Annotated in this window: 18 protein-coding genes; 12 read left to right on the forward strand and 6 right to left on the reverse strand. The window is 61.1% G+C overall.

Annotated features, from left to right (window positions below):
* Positions 1-406: 406 nt before the first annotated feature.
* From AB3X86_RS03700 to AB3X86_RS03710, 3 genes are all read left to right on the forward strand, one after another.
* A complete protein-coding gene (locus AB3X86_RS03700) occupies positions 407-2,155 on the forward strand; it encodes a type I restriction enzyme endonuclease domain-containing protein (protein WP_368594953.1) in 1,749 nt (582 codons plus the stop codon).
* A gap of 3 nt (positions 2,156-2,158) precedes the next feature.
* Complete coding sequence (locus AB3X86_RS03705) at positions 2,159-2,869, forward strand: SprT family zinc-dependent metalloprotease (RefSeq protein WP_368594954.1); 711 nt, start codon at positions 2,159-2,161, stop codon at positions 2,867-2,869.
* Between the two features lie 78 nt (positions 2,870-2,947).
* On the forward strand, positions 2,948-4,399 hold the full coding sequence (locus AB3X86_RS03710; protein ID WP_368594955.1) for a hypothetical protein: 1,452 nt from the start codon (positions 2,948-2,950) through the stop codon (positions 4,397-4,399).
* Positions 4,400-4,694: 295 nt separating this feature from the next.
* Here AB3X86_RS03710 and gyrB read toward each other — a convergent pair whose 3' ends face one another.
* The 3 genes from gyrB to dnaA all read right to left on the reverse strand — a co-directional run bounded on the left by gyrB (position 4,695) and on the right by dnaA (position 10,476).
* Entirely contained in the window at positions 4,695-7,166 is a 2,472-nt protein-coding gene (gyrB, locus tag AB3X86_RS03715) for a DNA topoisomerase (ATP-hydrolyzing) subunit B (protein ID WP_368588301.1), read from the reverse strand.
* A gap of 114 nt (positions 7,167-7,280) precedes the next feature.
* Positions 7,281-8,384, reverse strand: coding sequence for a DNA polymerase III subunit beta (gene dnaN / locus AB3X86_RS03720; RefSeq protein ID WP_176122385.1), 1,104 nt, complete (start codon positions 8,382-8,384; stop codon positions 7,281-7,283).
* A 484-nt stretch (positions 8,385-8,868) separates the two neighbouring features.
* Entirely contained in the window at positions 8,869-10,476 is a 1,608-nt protein-coding gene (gene dnaA, locus AB3X86_RS03725) for a chromosomal replication initiator protein DnaA (RefSeq protein ID WP_368594956.1), read from the reverse strand.
* 383 nt (positions 10,477-10,859) lie between these two features.
* Between dnaA and rpmH the strand changes: the two genes are divergently transcribed.
* The 4 genes from rpmH to yidC all read left to right on the forward strand — a co-directional run bounded on the left by rpmH (position 10,860) and on the right by yidC (position 13,525).
* Positions 10,860-10,994: a 50S ribosomal protein L34 gene (gene rpmH, locus AB3X86_RS03730; protein ID WP_004198824.1), complete on the forward strand. Its 135-nt coding sequence runs from the start codon at positions 10,860-10,862 to the stop codon at positions 10,992-10,994.
* Positions 10,995-11,004: 10 nt separating this feature from the next.
* Positions 11,005-11,493 (forward strand): ribonuclease P protein component, encoded by a 489-nt coding sequence (locus tag AB3X86_RS03735; RefSeq protein WP_368594957.1) that lies wholly within the window; start codon positions 11,005-11,007, stop codon positions 11,491-11,493.
* Between the two features lie 112 nt (positions 11,494-11,605).
* Positions 11,606-11,836, forward strand: coding sequence for a membrane protein insertion efficiency factor YidD (gene yidD, locus AB3X86_RS03740; RefSeq protein ID WP_013091032.1), 231 nt, complete (start codon positions 11,606-11,608; stop codon positions 11,834-11,836).
* A gap of 30 nt (positions 11,837-11,866) precedes the next feature.
* Positions 11,867-13,525, forward strand: coding sequence for a membrane protein insertase YidC (gene yidC / locus AB3X86_RS03745; RefSeq protein WP_368594958.1), 1,659 nt, complete (start codon positions 11,867-11,869; stop codon positions 13,523-13,525).
* 123 nt (positions 13,526-13,648) lie between these two features.
* On the opposite strand, the gene AB3X86_RS03750 is transcribed toward yidC, so the two are convergent.
* On the reverse strand, positions 13,649-14,056 hold the full coding sequence (locus AB3X86_RS03750) for an XRE family transcriptional regulator (RefSeq protein WP_176109867.1): 408 nt from the start codon (positions 14,054-14,056) through the stop codon (positions 13,649-13,651).
* Between the two features lie 379 nt (positions 14,057-14,435).
* Between AB3X86_RS03750 and mnmE the strand changes: the two genes are divergently transcribed.
* From mnmE to AB3X86_RS03765, 3 genes are all read left to right on the forward strand, one after another.
* Positions 14,436-15,830, forward strand: coding sequence for a tRNA uridine-5-carboxymethylaminomethyl(34) synthesis GTPase MnmE (gene mnmE, locus AB3X86_RS03755; protein WP_368594959.1), 1,395 nt, complete (start codon positions 14,436-14,438; stop codon positions 15,828-15,830).
* A gap of 188 nt (positions 15,831-16,018) precedes the next feature.
* Positions 16,019-17,209, forward strand: a complete 1,191-nt coding sequence (locus AB3X86_RS03760; RefSeq protein WP_368594960.1) for a tyrosine-type recombinase/integrase — start codon at positions 16,019-16,021, stop codon at positions 17,207-17,209.
* Between the two features lie 245 nt (positions 17,210-17,454).
* Positions 17,455-17,616, forward strand: a complete 162-nt coding sequence (locus AB3X86_RS03765; protein ID WP_176109870.1) for a hypothetical protein — start codon at positions 17,455-17,457, stop codon at positions 17,614-17,616.
* 81 nt (positions 17,617-17,697) lie between these two features.
* On the opposite strand, the gene AB3X86_RS03770 is transcribed toward AB3X86_RS03765, so the two are convergent.
* Positions 17,698-18,045: an ecotin precursor gene (locus AB3X86_RS03770; RefSeq protein ID WP_368594961.1), complete on the reverse strand. Its 348-nt coding sequence runs from the start codon at positions 18,043-18,045 to the stop codon at positions 17,698-17,700.
* A gap of 235 nt (positions 18,046-18,280) precedes the next feature.
* Here AB3X86_RS03770 and AB3X86_RS03775 point away from each other — a divergent pair, with 235 nt between their 5' ends.
* Positions 18,281-19,396 (forward strand): diguanylate cyclase, encoded by a 1,116-nt coding sequence (locus AB3X86_RS03775; protein ID WP_368594962.1) that lies wholly within the window; start codon positions 18,281-18,283, stop codon positions 19,394-19,396.
* 27 nt (positions 19,397-19,423) lie between these two features.
* Here AB3X86_RS03775 and AB3X86_RS03780 read toward each other — a convergent pair whose 3' ends face one another.
* Positions 19,424-20,263: an SDR family NAD(P)-dependent oxidoreductase gene (locus tag AB3X86_RS03780; RefSeq protein ID WP_368594963.1), complete on the reverse strand. Its 840-nt coding sequence runs from the start codon at positions 20,261-20,263 to the stop codon at positions 19,424-19,426.
* 175 nt (positions 20,264-20,438) lie between these two features.
* On the opposite strand from AB3X86_RS03780, the gene AB3X86_RS03785 reads away from it, so the two are divergent.
* The gene (locus AB3X86_RS03785) at positions 20,439-21,374 is read left to right on the forward strand and encodes a GlxA family transcriptional regulator (protein ID WP_368594964.1); all 936 of its coding nucleotides are present in this window, start codon (positions 20,439-20,441) and stop codon (positions 21,372-21,374) included.
* Positions 21,375-21,451 lie beyond the last annotated feature (77 nt).

The raw sequence follows: 21,451 nt of genomic DNA on the forward strand, positions 1-21,451 counted from the left end.
TGCGCGGGCACCGGAGACCGGGCATCGGTGCGGTTCACCAGCTCTGGGGCCTGCTGGCCTGCCTACCCCGATTATTAAGTCTATAAGTACTAGGGGGCATAGCGACTCGCAATAACTCCGCGAGTCCTCGGTCGTTTTTCACATCGTTTCCGCAAAAGCGATGCGGAATACAAGCTGAAGCGATGCCACGTACAAGCGCGAGCGATGCGCGGTACAAGTGGACGCGATGCAGAGTACAAGTCGGGCAGTCTTGCCTCGTCAAGAAAGGCGAGGTTCTCTGTGAGATTTCAGAATATTCAAATATTTTCATTTCATGCCCCGTCTTGCGCACATATACAGATACATCTCTACCCTAGCCGAATTTGGCGGGGGTGAATATATCGATGAGTATCGGCTGCATGAGGCCGTGGCCGACGGGGCCACGTTGCCCATCAAGTATCAGGACGCCTGGGTGGCGCTGCTGCCCGATGTCAATCTCGACCAGGCGTTTAAAGACCAGTTCATCAACGAACCAGAGGCTCGCCAGCACGCCCTGAAGCAGGAACTGCTCACACGCTGGCGACAAGCCGGCGACCGTATGGAGAAAGTGGCCCACCATTTGGTGGAACATTTTCTGACCAACGTGCGGGCCAAGGGTCTCAAGGGCATGCTGGTATGTGACGGCCGCGAGATGGCCGTGCGATACAAAGACCTGCTCGACGCCATCATGACGGAGCGTGGGAAGCAAGGGTTGCCTACCTTCGAGAGTCGCGTTGTGGTGTCGCTGGCCAACATCACGGCCTCGCGGACCGGTGCATCTGAGAAGGAAGCCGCTGCCGTGAGAGGTATCGACGTCGGCAAGGTACGCACCATCGAAGAGCGCGTGCGTGAAGAAATCAAAGCTGGCAAAGTACCGGTCGCCATGCCGCCGGAGCAGATTGCCAATTTCGTCAGCAAGCTGTTTCCTCTGCCCTATGGCGATGAAACAAAGGGGAAGGACGGAAAGGTACACGCCAACAACGTCGGGCTCATCATCGTATCCGACATGTTGCTCACTGGCTGGGATGCGCCGATTGTCGGCACTATGTACCTCGACAAGCCTCTCAAGGAGCACACCCTGCTACAAGCCATCGCGCGCGTGAACCGCACTCTGGCAGGCAAGAATGCGGGCTACATTGTGGACTACCACGGTGTAGTGGAGCACTTGGACCACGCTCTCAAAATCTACGGCGGCGAGGTCAAGGCGGCCCAAGTGTGGGAAGGCGTGGAAAGCGAACTGCCCAAACTGCAAGCGACTCTCGAACGGATTCTCAAGCTCCTGCCGCGCAAGCATGACCCGGTTAGCCAACGTGAGGACTACAAGGCCGATGCTGAAACCTTCCTCGACCCGGCAGCCCGCTTGGATAAGGTGGAGGACTTTCTGGAGCTGGTCAAACAGTTCAACCGCAGTATCGACATTATCCTGCCCGATGTGCGCGGGGTAGAGTTCAAACCGTATTTCACACTGTTTGCCGAAATCCGCCTGATGTTGCGCGACAAATTGCCCGGCACGGCATATCGGGAACGCATAACCAAGCTCGAATCCGTGCTCCTCCAGCAATTGCTGGACGAATACATCAGCGCCAGCCCAGCCAAGAGCTTGCTTGGCAAAGAGGTGTCGATTCTCGATGCCTCAGACATGGACCGGCTCAAAAAACTGGCCAGCCCCGGCAGCCAGGCGCTGGTGATGAAAAACCAGCTAAAACACACCATCGAGACGGGCCGCGACAAGGACCCCGTGTTTTTTGACAAGTTGGCGGAAGAGTTGGAAAAGCTGCTTGAAGAAGAAAAGGCAGGCCGTATTACCCAAGCGAAGTTTCTGGAGCAGTTGGACCTCTTCGGTCAGCGCATCAAGGAGAAAGACAACACCGGCTTTTCAAGTCCGGCCCATTCCGCCGCGTTTCACTATCTGGAGTCGCATCTGTCGAGCGATGTGGCCCGAGGCGTGACAACGAAGTTGTTCGAGGACGCGGAGCTCAGCCACACTATGGCATCCGGCAACTGGAAAGCCATGCCCGACTTGCACCCGGAAATCAAGAAGCGCATCAGCAGCTTGCTGGTGCCGCTGGCGGGCTGGCAGCGCGCCGTCGCGCGAGACCACGCTAGTCACTTGCTGACCATTTTGCTGAAGAACTGAGCTATGCCGCGCTTGCATTATGGAGAGACCACAATCGAGTGGCAGTTTCGGCCAGACGCAGGGCTGAAGCGCCATTATGTGACGGTCGAGCGTGGCCACCCAGTTTTGTTGCGCGGACCGTGGGTGGACGTATCAGAACAAGAGGCCCTGGTGCGTCGGCGCGCCCGGTGGATACGTGAGAAGTTGGAGTTGGTCAACAAGCCGCAACTCGAAGACGTCATCGTGACCGGCAGCCGGCTCAGGTATTGTGGGCGCAGCTACTTCACGGAGGTCCGTCACATGTCTGCTTTGGCGACGCCACGGCTGGCATTTACCGCGTCACGCTTCGTGGTGGAGTCCCCTTCGGGCAGCGCAATCACGTCCGATGCTTTGGTGCCTCTGTTGGAGAGCTTTTACCGCGAGCGCGCGGAAGAAAAACTGCTGCCAAGGGTCCGTCATTGGGAGCGCGAAACAGGGCTGAAAGCCGCAGGGGCCTTCATCCGGCATTTTCAAAGCCGATGGGCGAGCTGCGATGCTGCGAATGTCTTGCAGTTCCACCCCAGAGTGATGGAGCTGGCCGGCAGCGTGCAGGACTACGTCATTGTTCACGAGCTATGCCACACCATTGAGAAGAACCACACCCGGCTCTTCTGGAATCTGGTTACCCAGATAATGCCGGGGTGGAGGCGTGAACATGAAGCGTTAGAGCGGGCTGTGTTCGGGGGCGAGATATAGCGAGGCAGCGCAATCGCACAAGCCAGTCTACGGGTGTGCGGCTATGTACACAGCAAAGAAAATAAGGAGGCGTGGCAGGTGATTTACTTCTCGGATGTATTCAATGTCGAGCCGGATGTTCTCGATGCCCATGGTGCTTTCAATATTGCGCTTGTTAACGACCTGCCGCTTTTCGTCGACCCGTTTCTCCTGTTCGATAGTAAGCGCCCGGAATTCCGGACCTTACACGACGACATCATTAAGTACCTGGTATTTGTGCGTGACCGGGCTCAGGCGGATGAATTAACCGAGGGTGCCATATCCCAGTGGCTTTTCTTCCGGGAGGTCAAACAAAATTGGCTTGGATTCAGCCGGCAGGGGAACAGTGGCACTGGGCTTGGGAAACAGTTTGCTCTGGCGCTTGCCCGGAACTTTCAAAGGGTATTTCGCGATTTTGGGACGGAGACTCTGACGAAGAGCTCACATTTGGAAAAACTCGGCCTGCTCAGCGGCGGTGTTGGGCGAGACCATTTGAGCGATTTCACGACGAATCTCATCAAGGGTTACCTGCTCAAGTACACCGAGGATTTTGCAAAGGAGCATCTGCACTCGAACCAGTTAAAGCAAGTTCATGTCGAGCGGGTCAACTTTAACTACGAGACGAGACGCTGGCAGTCTGGACACTTTGTGCTGCCATGGCATGCCGGCGACTACGTCATCCTCACGCCATGTGAGATTCTGACCCGCGACGAAGCATGGATTAACCAGGGGGACATGCTGAGTCAGTTCTTTCAGCTCCGACAATCATTGCCGGACGAGCAGCTCCGCGCTCAGGTCAATGACCACTTCCTGCGGCAAATCAACGAACGTTCAACGCAGGATGAACGGAAAGCCGCAGCTCTGCGAACTATTGAGCAGTTCACTGTGCTGATTGACCATTACATTAAATGGAAGGAGGAGAATGCGTCAGAAGCGCATGTGGTCAGCAGCAAGAAGGTTCAAGAAACCCACACGCAGTTCGTGGATAACATTCGCGAGTTGGTTCTGAAACACTTGGTCGGCACAGAGTTTTACGAGAAGGGAGACTCATACGAGGAGGCTCTGCAGCGAGTAAAGTACCTGAAACATGTCATAGAAGACAACGACGGCTATCGGGTCTTCTATGTGGGCGGTACGCCCGTCAAGCGTGAGAGCGACCTTCACACCATGTTTCGCTTGACTTGGTACGCAACGATGTTCGACGTAAACGCCGAGGTCAACAATGGGCGCGGTCCGGTGGATTACAAGGTCTCGAAGGGAAAGCGAAACGCTAGCCTTGTTGAATTCAAGTTAGCGAGCAATTCAAGCCTGAGGCGTAACCTTGAGAAACAGGTCGAAGTCTATGCGAAGGCAAGTCAAACGGACCGTTCTATCAAGGTTATTTTGTATTTTTCGGATACCGAGCTGGTGAAAATTACGGGCATTCTCCGCGACCTCAAGCTTCAGGATAGAGAAGACATCGTACTTATTGATGCAAGCCGGGACAACAAAATATCCGGGTCGAAGACCTGACTCAGCACGCGGTTGCGGCTCTGGAGTCGAGTGATTTGCTCGCAGTCACGGCGTGATAGAAGCACCAGGCCACTGGGATGTGCTCGAGCCCTTGTGTGTTTCCGTCGCTCCTCGGCCAAAATCCTGACCACAAAACAAAGAAGGCCTGTAAGTATCTTGGCTTACAGGCCTTCCGGGCTTTGGTCATCACAGCTCTGCGGCGCAATCAAACTGGACTATCAGGGCGGCGCGCCCCATAAATTTCTCGGTTTATGCGTCCGTTTTTCTCAGGATATGCGTCCATCTACAATCCACTTCAAACATCAATATTCCCCGCCCTAAGCGCATTAGACTCAATGAAAGCCCGACGCGGCTCCACATCATCCCCCATAAGCGTAGTAAAGATGCCATCAGCTGCAATAGCATCCTCAATCTGCACCCGAAGAAGACGCCGCACCTGCGGATCCATCGTCGTCTCCCAAAGCTGCTCAGGATTCATCTCACCGAGGCCTTTATAGCGCTGCTTGGACATATTCCGCTCAGCGTCAGCCAGCAACCACTTCATTGCACTCTTGAAGTCGGTGACAGCCATACTCCGCTCCCCGCGCTTGATCACAGCGCCAGCCCCAATCAACCCCTTAAAGGTATTAGCGGTATTAACAAGCTGCTGATAATCGGCAGTCAACTGAAACTCTTCATCGATCACGGAAATCTTCTGATTCCCATGATGCGTGCGCGCGACGCGCAGCGAGCGCAGTTCCCGCACAGGGTCGTACATCGTGGTCACGGTCACATCAGGCTTCAGCGCATCATCCCGCAGCTTCGCTTCGAGCGCGCGAGCCGAAGCCTCGGCCGCCTGCTCGCTGGAGAGATCGACAGCGACGCCATCCATCACCGCCTCGAGCGCGCCAGCGTCGTACAGTCGGCTCAACCGATCAACCACCGCCTGTGCCAACAGATACGACCGCGCCAACTCACCGAGCGCATCCCCAGTAATCGGAGTCGCACCTTCAGAAGCCACCAACTCCGACCCCTGCAACGCGAGCCGAAGAATATGCGCATTAACTTCCGACTCATCCTTCAGATACCGCTCATCCTTCCCCGCCTTGATCTTGTACAGCGGTGGCTGCGCGATATAGATGTACCCGCGCTCGATCATCTCCGGCATCTGCCGATAGAAGAACGTCAACAACAGCGTCCGGATGTGCGCACCATCGACGTCAGCATCGGTCATGATGATGATGCGGTGATAGCGCAGCTTGTCGAGGTTGTAGTCTTCCTTGCCGATGCCGCATCCAAGCGCGGTAATCAGCGTAACGATCTGCTCGGAAGACAGCAGCTTGTCGTAACGCGCCTTCTCGACGTTCAGCACCTTACCGCGCAGCGGCAAGATAGCCTGGAACTTCCGATCACGCCCCTGCTTCGCCGACCCACCCGCCGAGTCACCCTCGACGATATAAATCTCCGACTTCGCCGGATCCTTCTCCTGACAATCCGCGAGCTTCCCAGGCAAACCAACGCCATCGAGCACGCCTTTACGACGCGTCATCTCACGCGCCTTGCGCGCCGCATCGCGCGCACGCGCCGCATCGACAATCTTGCCGCAGATGATCTTCGCGTCGCCCGGCGTCTCGAGCAGGAATTCCTCGAGCGCCTTCGCGACTACTTCTTCCACCGGCGCGCGGACTTCCGACGACACCAGTTTGTCCTTCGTCTGCGAGCTGAACTTCGGCTCCGGCACCTTCACCGAGAGCACGCACGACAGCCCTTCACGCATGTCGTCGCCCGACGTTTCGACCTTCGCCTTCTTCGCGACCTCGTGATCGGCGATGTACTTGTTAAGCACGCGCGTCATCGCCGCACGCAAACCGGTAAGGTGCGTGCCGCCGTCGCGCTGGGGAATATTGTTCGTGAAGCACAGCACGTTTTCGTTGTAGCTGTCGTTCCACTGCATCGCCACTTCGACGCCCACACCATCCTTTTCACCCATGATGTGAAAGATGTTCGGGTGCAGCACGGACTTGTTCTTGTTGATGTACTCGACAAAGCCCTTCACGCCGCCGACGAACGCGAAATCTTCCTCTTTGCCCGAGCGCTGATCGAGCAAGCGAATCCGCACGCCGTTATTGAGGAACGAAAGCTCACGAATCCGCTTCGCGAGAATGTCGTAGTGGTATTCGACATTGCCGAAAATCGTGTCATCGGCCATGAAATGCACTTCGGTGCCGCGGTTTTCGGTGTCGCCGACCACCTGCATCGGCGACGTGGTCACGCCGTCGATTTCTTCGAGCACGCGGTTCTGCGGCACCCCACGGTGGAATTCCATGAAGTGCTTCTTGCCATCGCGGCGCACCGTGAGGCGCAGCCACGCCGACAGCGCGTTCACGCACGACACGCCGACACCGTGGAGGCCGCCCGACACCTTGTAGCTGTTCTGGTCGAACTTGCCGCCGGCGTGCAGCTCGGTCATCACGATTTCGGCGGCGCTGCGCTTCGGATCGTGCTTGTCGTCCATCTTCAGGCCGGTCGGCACGCCGCGGCCGTTGTCGGTGATCGAGATCGAGTTGTCTGCGTGGATGATCACCTGAATGTCGTTGCAATGCCCGGCGAGCGCTTCGTCGATCGAGTTGTCGAGCACTTCGAACACGAGGTGGTGCAGACCGGTGCCATCCGATGTATCCCCGATGTACATTCCAGGCCGCTTGCGCACGGCTTCCAGACCTTCGAGGATCTGGATGGACGAGGCGCCGTAGCTGTTATCGGGCTGCGTATTGTTCATGTCAGTCATGGATTTTTTCCGGTTCTGCGTTACTGCGAGATTGCTGCTCTGGACTTTTCAAAACGCCATAAAAACGCCAAAGGGGCGCTGCGCCCCTTGGTGTTCTTCTTGATGTTGGACGCGTCAGATGCGCATCGGCATCACCACGTACTTGAATTCGTCGTTCTCGGGAATCGTGATCAACGCGCTGGAGCTGGCATCACCCAGGCTCACCTGCAACATGTCGACCTTCAGGTTCGCGAGCACGTCGAGCAGGTACGTGACGTTGAACCCGATATCGACGCTGTCGCCGTCGTATGCGATTTCCAGTTCTTCCTGCGCCTCTTCCTGATCGGCGTTGGTCGACATGATCTTCAACTGGCCCGGCTCGACGATGCAGCGCACGCCCTTGAACTTATCCGACGTCAGAATCGCCGCGCGTTGCAGCGAGCGCTGCAGTTCTTCGCGGCCAATCTGGAATTTGTTCTTGTGCGACTTCGGAATCACGCGCTGGAAGTCGGGGAACTTGCCTTCCACGAGCTTCGACACGAGTTCGACCTGGCCGAACGTGAACTTGACCTGGGTCTGCGCGATGTCGATCTTGACCGTGTCGTCGATGTCTTCGAGCAGGCGCTGCAGTTCGAGAATCGTCTTGCGCGGAATGATCACTTCCTGGCGCGCAAACGAACCCTCGATCTTCATCGACGAGAACGCGAGACGGTGGCCGTCCGTCGCGACCGCCATCAGCTGGTCGCCGTCCACCACCAGCAGCATGCCGTTCAGGTAGTAGCGGATGTCCTGCTGGGCCATCGAGAAATGAACCATGCCGAGCAGCTGGCGGAACGTCTTTTGCGGAACCACGAGGCTCGCGCCGTAGTCTTTAGCCTGAGCGACAGTCGGGAATTCGTCGGCGGCGAGCGTTTGCAGCGCAAAGCGGCTCTTGCCGGATTGCACTGTCAGGCGCTTGTCGTTCAACGTCAGCGTGACTTGGCCGTCGGGCATCGCGCGCAGAATGTCGAGGAGCTTGCGCGCCGCCACCGTGGTCGCGACCGAATCGCCACCCACGCCGAAATCGGCGCGCGTGGTGATCTGCAACTCGAGGTCGGTCGACAGGAACGATACGTCAGGACCGTTCTTGGTGATCAGCAAATTGGCGAGGATCGGCAACGTATGGCGGCGTTCGACGATGCCGCTCACGGTTTGCAGCGGCCTGAGGAGGTTGTCGCGTTCGGTCTTGACCAGTTGCATAGGGTTCCTTCGTTGATATAACGGCCTGCACGCCTTACGGGACAAGCATTTCAGCGTGCAGCCACGGCTCCCCGCCGGCGCCCTGAAAAGCGCCCGACACGGCGTGAAATCCGCCCGTCGCCGCCGGGCGGTTAAACCTGTATTGTGCCTGAAAACGGGACCGCCTCACTAAAATGGGGGCGAGTTCGGGAATAAACAGGTCGATTTTGCGGGGCGTAGTCCGGGTTACCGACGGTTTTTCACGCCGCTGCCCGGCGTTACCGGTTCGCAGGCGCGTTTTTCCGTCACTTCGGGCCGGTTTCACCGCAAATTCATCGCGGGTTCGCCGCGTTTTTGCGTCGCTTCTGCCCGCTTGCCGTCGCGTTCCTTGCCATTCCCCGTCAGGACCCGGCTGCGCCGCCGGGTTGTTGGTCCCCTGCCCGTTTCTCTATGTCACAGCGATTGGTGCCGCCGTCCGTTTCGCAATCGCGTGCGGCCAGCCCAATCAGCCCTTCAGTGTCTGTTCCAGCACGTGCAGTTCGTGGTTCAACTGCGCGTCCTTGCTGCGCTCGTCGGCGATCTTGCGCACAGCGTGCAGCACCGTTGTGTGGTCGCGCCCGCCGAACAGCTCGCCGATTTCCGGCAGGCTCTTCTGCGTCAGTTCCTTCGCCAGGTACATCGCGATCTGCCGCGGCCGCGCGATATTCGCCGGACGCTTCTTCGAATACATGTCCGCGACCTTGATGCTGTAAAAGTCGGCGACCGTCTTCTGGATGTTTTCCACCGAAATCTGCCGGTTCTGCACCGTCAGAAGATCTTTCAGCGCTTCCTTGGTCAGTTCGATCGTGATTTCGCGGCCATGGAACTTCGAATACGCGAGGATCTTGCGCAGCGCGCCCTCGAGTTCACGCACGTTCGAGCGCAGATGCTTCGCGACGAAGAACGCCACGTCCTCGTTCAGGCTCACGAACTCCGATTGCGCCTTGCGCATCAGAATCGCGACGCGCATTTCGAGTTCGGGCGGCTCGATCGCCACCGTCAGGCCCGAGTCGAAGCGTGAGATCAGGCGGTCGTCGATACCCGAGATTTCCTTCGGATACGTATCGCTCGTGATGATCACCTGCGCCTTGTTTGCGACCAGCGCCTCGAATGCGTAGAAGAATTCCTCTTGTGTGCGCGACTTGCCCGAAAAGAACTGAATATCGTCGATCAGCAGCAGGTCGAGCGAGTGGTAGTAGCGCTTGAAGTCGTCGAACGCCTTGCGCTGGTACGCCTTCACGACATCGGACACGTACTGTTCCGCGTGGATGTAGCGAATCCGCGCGCCGGGCTTGTCCATCAGCAACTGGTTGCCGATCGCGTGGATCAGGTGGGTCTTGCCGAGGCCCACGCCACCGTACAGGAACAGCGGGTTATACGAAATGCCGGGATTGTCGGCGACCTGAATCGCCGCAGCGCGGGCGAGCTGATTCGCCTTACCGGTCACGAAGTTGTCGAAGGTCAGGACGGGGTTCAGCTTCGAGCGCTCGTACATCGAGTCGCTTTCGCTGGTTGCCGCCGCGCCCGCGCCTTGGCCCGGCCGCCACGTGCGGCGCCCAGCGGCGGCTTCGTTCGCGTCGAGGCTCGGCAGATCGAGGTCGGCGGCGTCTTCGGCGGCGCTGCGCGGATTCGAGTTTTGCGCGGCGAGCGCCGCTGCCGCGGCTGCGGGATTCGCGCGCGCGGCATGCGCGGCATGCGCGGCCTGCACGGCGCCGACGGCGGCATCCACGGCTGCGACGCCGCCGGCATTACCGCCTTGCGGCGCGGTCGAAGCCGGGCGCGCCGACGACGGAGTCGGCGCAGCGGCCGCCGGGCCGCGCATACCGGCCTTCGGATCCAGTACGAATTGCACGTCCACCGGCGCGTGCCAGAAATCGCGGGCCATATCCGCGATGCGGCCGGAGAACTGGCTCTTGACCCAGTCGAGCTTGAAGCGGTTCGGCGCGGCAATGCTCAACGTGTTCGCATCGGCGTCGAAGGCGACCGGGGCCAAGGGTTTGATCCACGTCACGTACTGCTGGGGCGTAAGCTCACGCTCCAGCAATGCGGAACAGTGTTGCCAGAATTCGTTCATCAAGTTGCTATCGTTATGGTGTGCACGGCGGTCGCCGCTGCCCCTGTCGCGCGCCCGCAACAAGGCCCTCAGCAGCCAGGCGTAACGGCCCCAGGCGCTTGTGCCACAAGGGTCTGCGGGACAAGCGTGCCGGAGCGACGTGCAACATTTTTGGGAAGTAAGGCGAGATTCTAACGCCAAAACGGACCCGAAAGTGAGTTATCCACAGGGTCCGATCACCGCGCCCGGCAAACCCCGGCTGAGTCAGAAGCAGGCTAAACTATTGACGGCCAACGGAAAACCAGTTTAAATAGCGGGTTCCGCGAAAACCAATTCCAGTAAACCACCGGCCATTGCGCTTTCAGCGATGATCGCGCGGTTTTTTTCGATCAAGTGAGAGCAACATGAAACGTACTTACCAACCTTCCGTTACCCGTCGCAAGCGCACCCATGGCTTCCGCGTTCGTATGAAGACCGCTGGCGGCCGCAAGGTCATCAACGCACGTCGCGCGAAGGGCCGCAAGCGCCTCGCGATCTAAGGCAAGCGGATTGCGCGCTGTGACCGAAGCCCGCGGCGAAGCGGGAGCGGCCGGGGCGCAGCAACCGGGCTCGGTTCCGTTGCGAGCGCAAGCCGCCTTCCCCAAAGCCGCAAGGCTGCTAAAAACGGATGAATTTTCATCCGTTTTTCGTTTGCGGCCGTGGCGCCGTACCGCGCACTTCGTCGTGTACGGCCGGCCCACCGGCAACGAGGCGCGTCTTGGCCTCGTGATCGGGAAGAAGTATGCGCCGCGCGCGGCCACGCGGAATCTGGTGCGTCGGATCGCGCGTGAAGCTTTTCGGCTGCGTCGCGCGGAATTCGGCGGTTGGGATGTGCTGCTGCGTCTACACACGCGTTTCGACAAAAAAGCTTTGCCGAGCGCGTCATCGCCGCCGTTGAAGGCACTGTGCCGCAGCGAAATCGCGGCGTTGCTCGACAAGGCAGCGCGCGAAATTACCCGTCGTCAGGCGCCGCCCGCGGAGGCGCCCAGGACGGAATGACGCAGTGACCGCCCGCACAGCGGTCGCCGCAACGGGCGTTGCGCCGGCAGCTACAGGGCGCGGGCGTCGCCCGGTACTTCACGTTGCGCGGCGCCGTACGGCCGCATCTGCCATGCAAACGGTACTTCTCGCTTTATTGCGTTTTTACAAGCTTGCCGTGAGCCCCATGCTCGGCAACCGGTGCCGTTTTTACCCTTCCTGCTCTGATTACGCGCGCGAGGCAATCCAGTATCATGGCGCCGCGCGCGGGACTTATCTCGCCGTGAGGCGTGTTTGCCGCTGTCACCCGTTTTCCGCGGGCGGCATCGATCTCGTCCCGCCACCCACTTCTGAAAAGCGCTGACGCGCCGTTCCATCGACACTGAGACAACGCATGGATATCAAACGCACCGTCCTATGGGTCATCTTTTTTATGTCAGCTGTCATGCTGTTCGACAACTGGCAACGCGACCACGGACGCCCGTCGATGTTCTTCCCGAGCACGACGCCGACCCAGACCGCCGGCACTGCCGCGCCGGGCACCACGACGCCGGGCACCCAGCCGGCCGACCTGCCGGCCACTAACGCGGCCGCGCCCGGCAACGCGCCGGCGGCCGAGCAATCGCATCTCGTGAAGTTCGGCACAGATGTCTACACCGGCGAAATCGACACCCGCGGCGGCACACTGTCGCGCCTGTCGCTCATCAAGCAGGGCGACGGCAAGCAGCCGGATCTCGTGATCACGCTGTTCGACAAGACCAACAGCCACACGTATCTCGCACGCACCGGCCTGCTCGGCGGCGACTTCCCGAATCACAACGACGTCTTCACGCTGATGCCGAACCAGCCGACCCAGCTGGCTGAAGGTCAGAACTCGTTCCAGATGAGTTTCGAGTCGCCGGAAAAGGGCGGCCTCCGGGTCATCAAGACGTACACCTTCACGCGCGGCAGCTACGTGATCGGCGTCGAGACGAAGGTCCAGAACGTCGGCACCTCGCCGGTGACGCCGCAGGTCTATATGGAACTCGTGCGCGACGACCAGCCGGTCGAAACGCCGCGCTTCTCGCACACGTTCATCGGACCGGCCGTCTACACGGACGAGCATCACTTCCAGAAGATGACGTTCAGCGATCTCGACAAGAACAAGCAGAACTTCGCGGCGTCGGCCAACGACGGCTGGGTCGCGATGGTCCAGCACTACTTCGCGTCGGCCTGGATTCCGCAGGAAGGCGTGAAGCGTGACTTCTACGCCGAGAAGATCGATCCGTCGCTGTATCGCGTCGGTATGAAGCAGGCAATGCCGACCATCCAGCCGGGCCAGACCGTCAGCGTGTCCGCGCGTCTGTTCGCCGGTCCGGAAGAAGAGCAGATGCTCGCGGGCATCGCGCCGGGCCTCGATCTGGTGAAGGACTATGGCTGGGTCACGATCATCGCGAAGCCGCTGTTCTGGCTGCTGTCGAAGATCCACAGCTACGTCGGCAACTGGGGCTGGTCGATCGTGCTGCTCACGCTGCTGATCAAGGCGGTGTTCTTCCCGCTGTCGGCCGCGAGCTACAAGTCGATGGCGCGCATGAAGGCTATCACGCCGCGCATGCAGGCACTGCGCGAGCGCTTCAAGGGCGATCCGCAGAAGATGAACGCGGCGCTGATGGAGCTGTACAAGACCGAGAAGGTCAATCCGTTCGGCGGCTGTCTACCGGTCGTGATCCAGATTCCGGTGTTCATCTCGCTGTACTGGGTGCTGCTGTCGTCGGTCGAAATGCGCGGCGCGCCGTGGATTTGGTGGATTCAGGATCTGTCGCAGCAGGACCCATATTTCATCCTGCCGGTGCTGATGGCCGTATCGATGTTCCTGCAGACCAAGCTGAACCCGACGCCGCCAGACCCGGTTCAAGCCAAGATGATGATGTTCATGCCGATCGCGTTCTCGGTGATGTTCTTCTTCTTCCCCGCGGGTCTCGTGCTGTACTACGTTGTGAACAACGTGCTGTCGATCGCGCAGCAGTACTACATCACGCGGATGATGGGCACTTCGAAGGCGAAGCCGGCCTGATATCGCGTCGCACGGCGGCCTGCATGGCCGCCGTGTCGCAAAGCTGAAAACGAAAAGCCGCCCGGCGCCAACCGGGCGGCTTTTTTCATGGTGCGGTCGAAGAAAATGCGATGGTTTCGACGTTCACTCTTCGTCGGAATCTTCGCCGTAAAAGCGCACGATCATTTCCTCGACCAGATTCCGATCCTTCGGGGTCAACGATGCAATCTTCGACGCGAGCTCGATCGTTTCGGGTGTCGGCGGATATTTTTCGCCACGGGCCATCGGCCGTGCGCTGGCGCCGGGCGGCGGTCCGTAATGGAGCCAGTGCTCCTTGACGTTCAACCATTCGGCGAGCGTGCGCAATTTGTCCGGCTTCGGAATCGTCGTACCCGTCAGCCATTTGTGCGCGGTCTGGGGTGTTACGGGACGCTCGCCGTGATAGCGAAGATTGAACTGCTCGGCGAGCTTGGTCCCGCCGCGGATTTTCAGCGGCTCGAGCAGATCCTTCAGCCTCTTGGCGAAGGCGGCTTTTTCTTTGTCGGTCGGCATGGGCCAGATTGTGCAATTCAGAGTTCAACCAGTTGACAACCGACCAAGCTTTGTTTTCTCTTATTTGAGATAGTTTTAGCTTGCAGCGTGCGCCCGATAAAGCGTTGCGCGAATTCGATTTTTTTCATCTCTTTATTGCCTGGCTTGGCTTTGCCTGAACGGCAGGTGCTGCCGAGTCTCAATTATTCTTAAGTAGCGCGATAATAATCCTAGCTTAGTTGGGATAAATCTGAGATGTTCAAGCGATAGCGAAAACAGACGCGTCCTCCGCTTCGTGTCCTTCCCGCGAGCCCTTTCGTCCGAAGCGCGCGCGTTACAATGCCTCGCGCCGACTCGACCAACGCGGCCTGCCCTTCCCCTCCCGTTTCGCAGACTTCACATGCTCACGACCGACTCCGATCCCATCGTTGCCATTGCTACCGCGCCCGGCCGGGGAGGCATCGGCGTCGTGCGGATTTCGTTCGGCCGTGCCGGCGCGGAGGCGGCCCAACCTTTGATGCAGGCCCTCACCGGCCAGACGCTCGCGGCGCGTCACGCGAGCTACGTGCCGTTTCTCGACGCGAGCGGCAATCCGCTCGACCGCGGCATCGCGCTGTACTTTCCGGCGCCGCATTCGTATACCGGCGAGCACGTGCTCGAACTGCAGGGCCATGGCGGGCCGGTCGTGCTGCAATTGGTCCTGCAGCGCTGCATCGACGCCGGCCGCGCGTTTGGCCTGCGGCTCGCCGAGCCCGGCGAATTCACGCGTCGCGCGTTTCTGAACGACAAGCTCGACCTCGCGCAGGCCGAAGCCGTCGCCGATCTGATCGAGGCGAGCACCGAGGCCGCCGCGCGTTCGGCCGGCCGCTCGCTCGACGGCGCGTTCTCGCGCGACATCCACGCGCTGGTCGAAGAGGTGATCACGCTGCGGATGCTGGTCGAAGCGACGCTGGACTTCCCGGAAGAGGAAATCGACTTCCTCGAAGCCGCCGATGCGCGCGGCAAGCTCGCGCGCATTCGCGAGCGTCTCGCGCATGTGCTGAGCGAGGCACGCCAGGGAGCGCTGCTGCGCGAGGGTTTGTCGGTGGTGCTGGCGGGGCAGCCGAACGTCGGCAAGTCGTCGCTGCTGAATGCGCTCGCTGGCGCCGAACTCGCGATCGTCACACCGATCGCCGGCACGACTCGCGACAAGGTCGCGCAGACCATCCAGATCGAAGGCATCCCGCTCCACGTGATCGACACGGCGGGCCTGCGCGACACCGAGGACGAGGTCGAGAAGATCGGCATCGAGCGTACATGGGGCGAGATCGAGCGCGCGGACGTGGTGCTGCATCTGCTCGACGCGCGCGCCGGCATGACGGCCGACGACGAAACGATCGCCGGACGTTTTCCGCGCGGCGTGCCGGTCGTGCGTGTGCTGAACAAGACCGACCTCACCGGGCTCGCGCCCGCCACGCAGGCGCTCGACGCCGATCTCGAACTCAGCGAGGTGCGGCTGTCGGCGAAGAAGGGTGACGGCGTCTCGTTGTTGCGCGACGAACTGCTGCGGATTGCCGGCTGGCAGGCGGGCGCGGAGAGCGTCTATCTCGCGCGCGAGCGTCACCTGATTGCATTGCGCGCGGCCGACGAACATCTGGCGACCGCCGCCGCGCATGCGGAGCAGAACGCACAGGCACTCGACCTGTTCGCCGAGGAATTGCGGCTCGCGCAGGATCAGTTGAATTCGATCACGGGTGAGTTCAGCTCGGACGATCTGCTCGGAGTGATTTTCAGCCGATTCTGTATCGGCAAGTAACGCCGAACTCGCGAGTCGGCAGGATTCCGCGGCGACCTAAGGTTCCGCGGTCGAATAGCCGCTGCTGGCACGCAATCGAAAATCGCATTCTGTCAACCAAAAAACCCTCAGATTTTTGGTACACAACCGTGGTAAAAGTCTAAAATCCCCGCTGTCCGAACCTTAACGACGTACAGCGTCCCCAAAGCATGCCCCGCCTCGCCACCCCGCTCACCGAATCCGAGATCCGCGCGCTCGAACCGCGCGCGACCCGCTACTGTGTCGCCGACGGCAACGGCCTCGTGATCGAAGTCATGACGACCGGCACCAAGGTCTGGCGCTTCCGCTATACGTTGAATGGCAAGCGTCAGCCGCTCGCGACGATCGGCGATTACCGGATGATTTCGCTGCGCGTCGCGCGCGCGAAGGCCCAGAGGTACGCGGCACTCGTCGCGCAGGGCATCTCGCCGGTCGCGACCGCGCGGCGCGATCGAGGTGCCGAAAGCAAGGCCGACGTGCTGCGCGAAGCGGCCGAGCTTTATGTCGCGACGGCGCTAGCCGGCAAGTCGGACGAATATCGCCGCACCACCCGGCGCGCGCTCGACAAGGACGTGCTGCCCGCGATCGGCAACAAGCCGATCGGCGCGGTCACCGCTGACGACATCGTCGCGATCTGCGAGCGCATCAAAAGCCGCGGCGCGCCGAAAATGGCGCTGCACACGCGCAACGTCGTGAAGCGCCTGTACGCATACCTGATCGCACGTCAGCTTGCGACCAGCAACCCCGCGGAAGTCGTCCCGGCGCGCTCGATCGCGACCTTCGTCAGCCGCACCCGCGTGCTGTCCGGCGCCGAGATCGGCGTCATGCTGCGCACCATCGATACGTCGAATATCCGCCGCCCGCTGAAGCTAGCGCTGCACCTGCTGGTGCTGACGATGGCGCGCAAATCGGACCTCATCGAATCCAGATGGGCCGAGTTCGATCTCGACAACGCGCTATGGACAATCCCCGCTGCCCGCCTGAACGCGCACGAGGAGCGCATCGTACGTCTGCCGCGTCAGGCGGTTGCGCTGCTGCGCGAGCTGCAGCGCGCGCGCACCAGCGAGACGTACGTGTTCCCGAGCGTCAGGGGCGACGATCGGCCGATCGCGAAAAGTACGCTGAACCAGGCGGTCAAGGCATTGGGGCTCGACGTGGAGCATTTCGTGCTGCATGACTTTCGTCGCACCGCGTCGACGCATCTGCGCGACATGGAGCAGCAATCAGCCGCGACACGCGACATCACGAATCGTGAAGCAACCGACGAAGCAGCGCGGGACCGTCGCATGCTTCAGAGTTGGGCGGACTTTGTCGATAGCCAGATGGAAGTCGCACGGCAGACCGCGAACGGGACGGCTTGACGGCATCGTCATGGGTTTTGGCGAGATGTGACGCTTGCCGCCACGCCGGAATCGGGATGGTACACAGGCCGATGCGACCTCGTCCAAAACCTAATCGAACAAAGGAAAGTCATAAAAAAATAAGGTTTCTACAGCGCGCGAAAATGCGCCTTTTTCCGCGATTCACGACCGTTTCACATCATCGTTCTTTCCCCGCTTCCTTCGCCTACACTGAGAGATGGATGCAAGCAGATACGGAGGTTTCGATGCCTGAATCAATGCTCGCCTATCTGATGGGGCCTGCCGTCATGCTGGTGGTCGGCTTTGCCATCTGGATGATGTCGCGTCACCGCGACCCGTCCAAACCGCCCAAGCTCGAGCGCTGGCTCGACACGCATTACGCGGAGTGGCTGCATCACAAGCATTAAGGCGTGCCTCAATAAAAAAAGGCCGTCGCATCGAGCGACGGCCTTTTTGTCTGCGCGCTGCCCGTCTGGATCATCCGCGTATCAGAACCATGCCACGTTCACCACTGCGGCTCGGGGTTGCGGCTGTGCATAGCCGTACTGTCCGGGCGGCGGTGCGCCGCACGCGACATAGGCACGCTGATACTGGTCATAGCAATACCCGGGCGGCGGTGCCACGTAGGCCGGCGCGGGCTGATACGCGGGCTCGGCATAAACCGGCTGCGGATACGCGACCAATGGTGCCGGCGTCGACGCCGAGCTGACCACCGCGCCCAGCACCGCGCCGCCGATCAGCGCACCCACCACGTCGCCGCCGTGTCCGTGCGCGGACGCCTGGCCCGCCACCGTCAAACTACCCGCCATTACCAACGCCACTGCGAACTTTTTCATATTGAGCTCCCGCCGTTCAGGCATGGACGAATTGTCGCTGGCGCTGGCGGAAATAGATGCTGCAGTTGGTAACCGGACATTAACTCTGTAACAGGCGCATAACGTCGGAAGCGTCAGTCCACGCAGAGCATTGCGCGGCTTCAGCCGGACTGGTCTTGTCGCGGGCGCCGACTATTATCTGACCAATGGCAATAACCTGACGGGCCTTCCCTGACCTTCATTCGCGCTGAACCACATGGACACCTCGAAACCGCCCCAGAACGTCGCAACGCTGCATCCCGCAGACGAAGGACAGGCGCAGGCGCATGCGCTCGTCGCGGAGGATCCACCGGGTCTCGCCATCGACGACTCGTTCGCGCGCATCCTCGCCGACGCGCCGGCGGGCGAGTGCCCGATCACGGTGCTGCTGGTCGATGACCAGCCGGTCATCGCCGACGCGGTGCGCGAGGCGCTCGCCGACGAGCCGGGCGTCGACTTTCACTACTGCGCGTCCTGGGAAGACGCGGTGCGCTGCGCCGAGGAAACTCGCGCGACGGTGATTCTGCAAGATCTCGCGATGCCGGGCGCCGACGGTCTGACGCTGGTGCGGCAATATCGGCTGAACGCGGCCACGCGCGACATCCCGATCATCGCGCTGTCGACCAAAGAAGAGCCGCTCGTCAAAAGCGCGGCGTTCGCGGCCGGCTCGAACGATTACCTCGTCAAGCTGCCGGATCGCATCGAGCTGATCGCGCGCATCCGCTATCACTCGCGCTCGTATCTGAACCTGCAGCAGCGCGACGAGGCATACCGCGCGCTGCGGCAGTTACAGCAGCAACTACTGGCGACGAATCTGGAGTTGCAGCGGCGCACGCATTCGGACGGTCTGACCGGCCTGGCGAACCGCCGCTACCTAGACCAGCATCTGGCCGACGAATGGCGCCGCGGCACGCGCGACAAGACCGGCCTCGGCCTCCTGATGATCGACGTCGATCACCTCAAGGCCTACAACGACACCTACGGGCACGTCGCCGGCGACGAAGTGCTGAAGAGCGTCGCGCATACGATCGAAGCGTGCCTCGGCCATTCACCGGATCTCGCCGCGCGCTTCGGCGGCGAGGAGTTTGCGGTGGTCGTGCCTGGCACGTCGGCGGGCGGCTTGCGCCTGCTCGCGGAGAAAATCCGCATCGCGGTCGAAGACCTCGCGATCACGCATGCGGGCTCGGCAGAGGGTGTCGTCACGATCAGCATCGGCGCGGCGATGGTGCTGCCGTCGGCGGCCGAACCGGTCACGTCGCTGATCGAGGCCGCCAGCGTCGGCCTGTATCGCGCGAAACACGACGGCAAGAATCAGGTCGCGGTGAGCGGCTGAGTCTTGCGCTGCCCTACCCCCTTTGTTTCACGCCGCCACGGCGCGCGTATAGCGCTCGGCCGGCGCGCTGCGCGACAGATTCGGCTGCAGATGCAGACGCGCGCTGTTCAGACGCTCCCAGTCGGCGGCATCGGGCAACGACGGGATCGTCACCAACTCACCCTGGTCGAGACCGGCGAGCGCCGCGTCGACCATGTCCTCGGCGCTCATCACGATCTGCGCAGGCAGGTTCTCGACCGCGAGACCCGCGCGATCCCAAAACGCGGTACTCGTCGCGCCCGGCAGCACCGCCTGCAGCCGCACACCCTTGCCGCCCACCTCGTGATGCAGCGACTGCGTGAGGTTCAGCACGTACGCCTTGGTGCCGCTATAGGTGCCGTTCAGCAATTCCGGCGACAGCGCGACGATCGACGAGATATTGATCACGGTACCCGCGCCACGCGCGATGAAACCCGGCAACACGGCCGCCGTCAGGCGCGTGAGCGACGTGACGTTCAGGTCGATCATCTTCTCGAGTTCATCGACATCGGAGTCGAGCAGCGTCGCGGTCGCGCCGACGCCCGCGTTGTTGACCAGCATCGTGATGCCGCGCTCGGCGCGCAACTGGTTCTCGATGCGGCGCACGTCGGCCTTGTTGGTCAGATCGGCGCTGACGGTGCTCACCCGCCGCCCGGTCTCCTTCGTCAGCCGCTCGGCGAGGCTGCTGAGGCGCGCGCTGTCGCGCGCGATCAGCAACAGATCGTAGCCGCGTCGCGCGAGCCGATCCGCGTAGACCGCACCGATTCCCGACGATGCGCCAGTGATCACCGCCGTGCCCTTACCTCCGTTCGAATCGCGTTGTACGCCCTTCTCTGCCTGCGTTGTCATTGAAGCTCTCCTTGCGGGCTGCGCACGATGCGACCGCCCTGACTGGTGAATGGGAACATCCGTGAACTCGCCGTCTCGCAGCTTTCGCACTGATGCGGCGGTGTTGACGAGCTGAGTCTAAGCGCGTACCGTCTTGTCTCAAATGTCGTATTTCCCTCGTATCAGGACATCGCAAATGAAACGCATCGGTGTAGTGGTGTTTCCGGGCTTCCAGATCCTCGACATGGTCGCGATATCGATTTTCGAACTCGCCAATCAGGACACCGACGAACCCGCGTACGACGTCACGGTGATCTCCGAGCACGGCGGCATGGTGCGCAGTTCGGCGGGCGTCGAGGTCGCGACGCGGCCGTTCGGCGATCCCGCCTACGACACGGTGATCGTCACCGGCGCGATGGAAATCGCGCCGTCGTCGCCGGGACTGCTCGGGTTTCTGAACGAGGCCCTCGCCGCCTCACGCCGCACCGCGAGCATCTGCACCGGCGCGTTCGTCCTCGCCGAAGCGGGCATCCTGGACGGCCGCCACGCGACCACTCATTGGGCGCATGCACGCGATCTGCAGCGGCGCTTTCCGCGCGCGCGGGTCGACGAGGACCGCATCTTCATCGTCGACGGCTCGGTGTGGACGTCGGCCGGCATGACCGCATGCATCGATCTGTGCCTCGCGCTGGTAGAGAACGACCTCGGCGTCGCGGCGTCGCGCGCGATCGCGAAAAAGCTCGTCGTCTATCACCGCCGCACCGGCGGGCAGTCGCAATACTCGGCGATGCTCGATCTCGAACCGAAGTCCGATCGGATCCAGAACGCGCTGTCATATGCGAAGAGTCATCTGCGCGAACCGCTGAGCGTCGAGCAGCTCGCGGACGTCGCGCATCTGAGCCCGCGTCAGTTCAGCCGCGCGTTTCGCGACGAGACTCGCCAGTCGCCGGCCCGCGCGATCGAGGCGCTGCGCGTCGAAGCGGCCCGCACGATGCTCGAAACCGGCCGTCATTCGATCGAAACGGTCGCCGCCGACACTGGCTTCATCGACCCCGAGCGGATGCGGCGCGCGTTTTTGCGCGCGTTCGGCCAGCCGCCTCAAGCGATCCGGCGCGCCGCACGCGTGGCGTAAGCATTCGGGTAGAAAATAGGAAGCCCGCGATGCGAAGCTGCGCGAAACAGCAGCGTCCCGCTCGACCCATGAATCGA

The sequence above is a fragment of the Paraburkholderia sp. BR14374 genome (assembly GCF_040948685.1).
GTDB lineage: Bacteria > Pseudomonadota > Gammaproteobacteria > Burkholderiales > Burkholderiaceae > Paraburkholderia > Paraburkholderia youngii.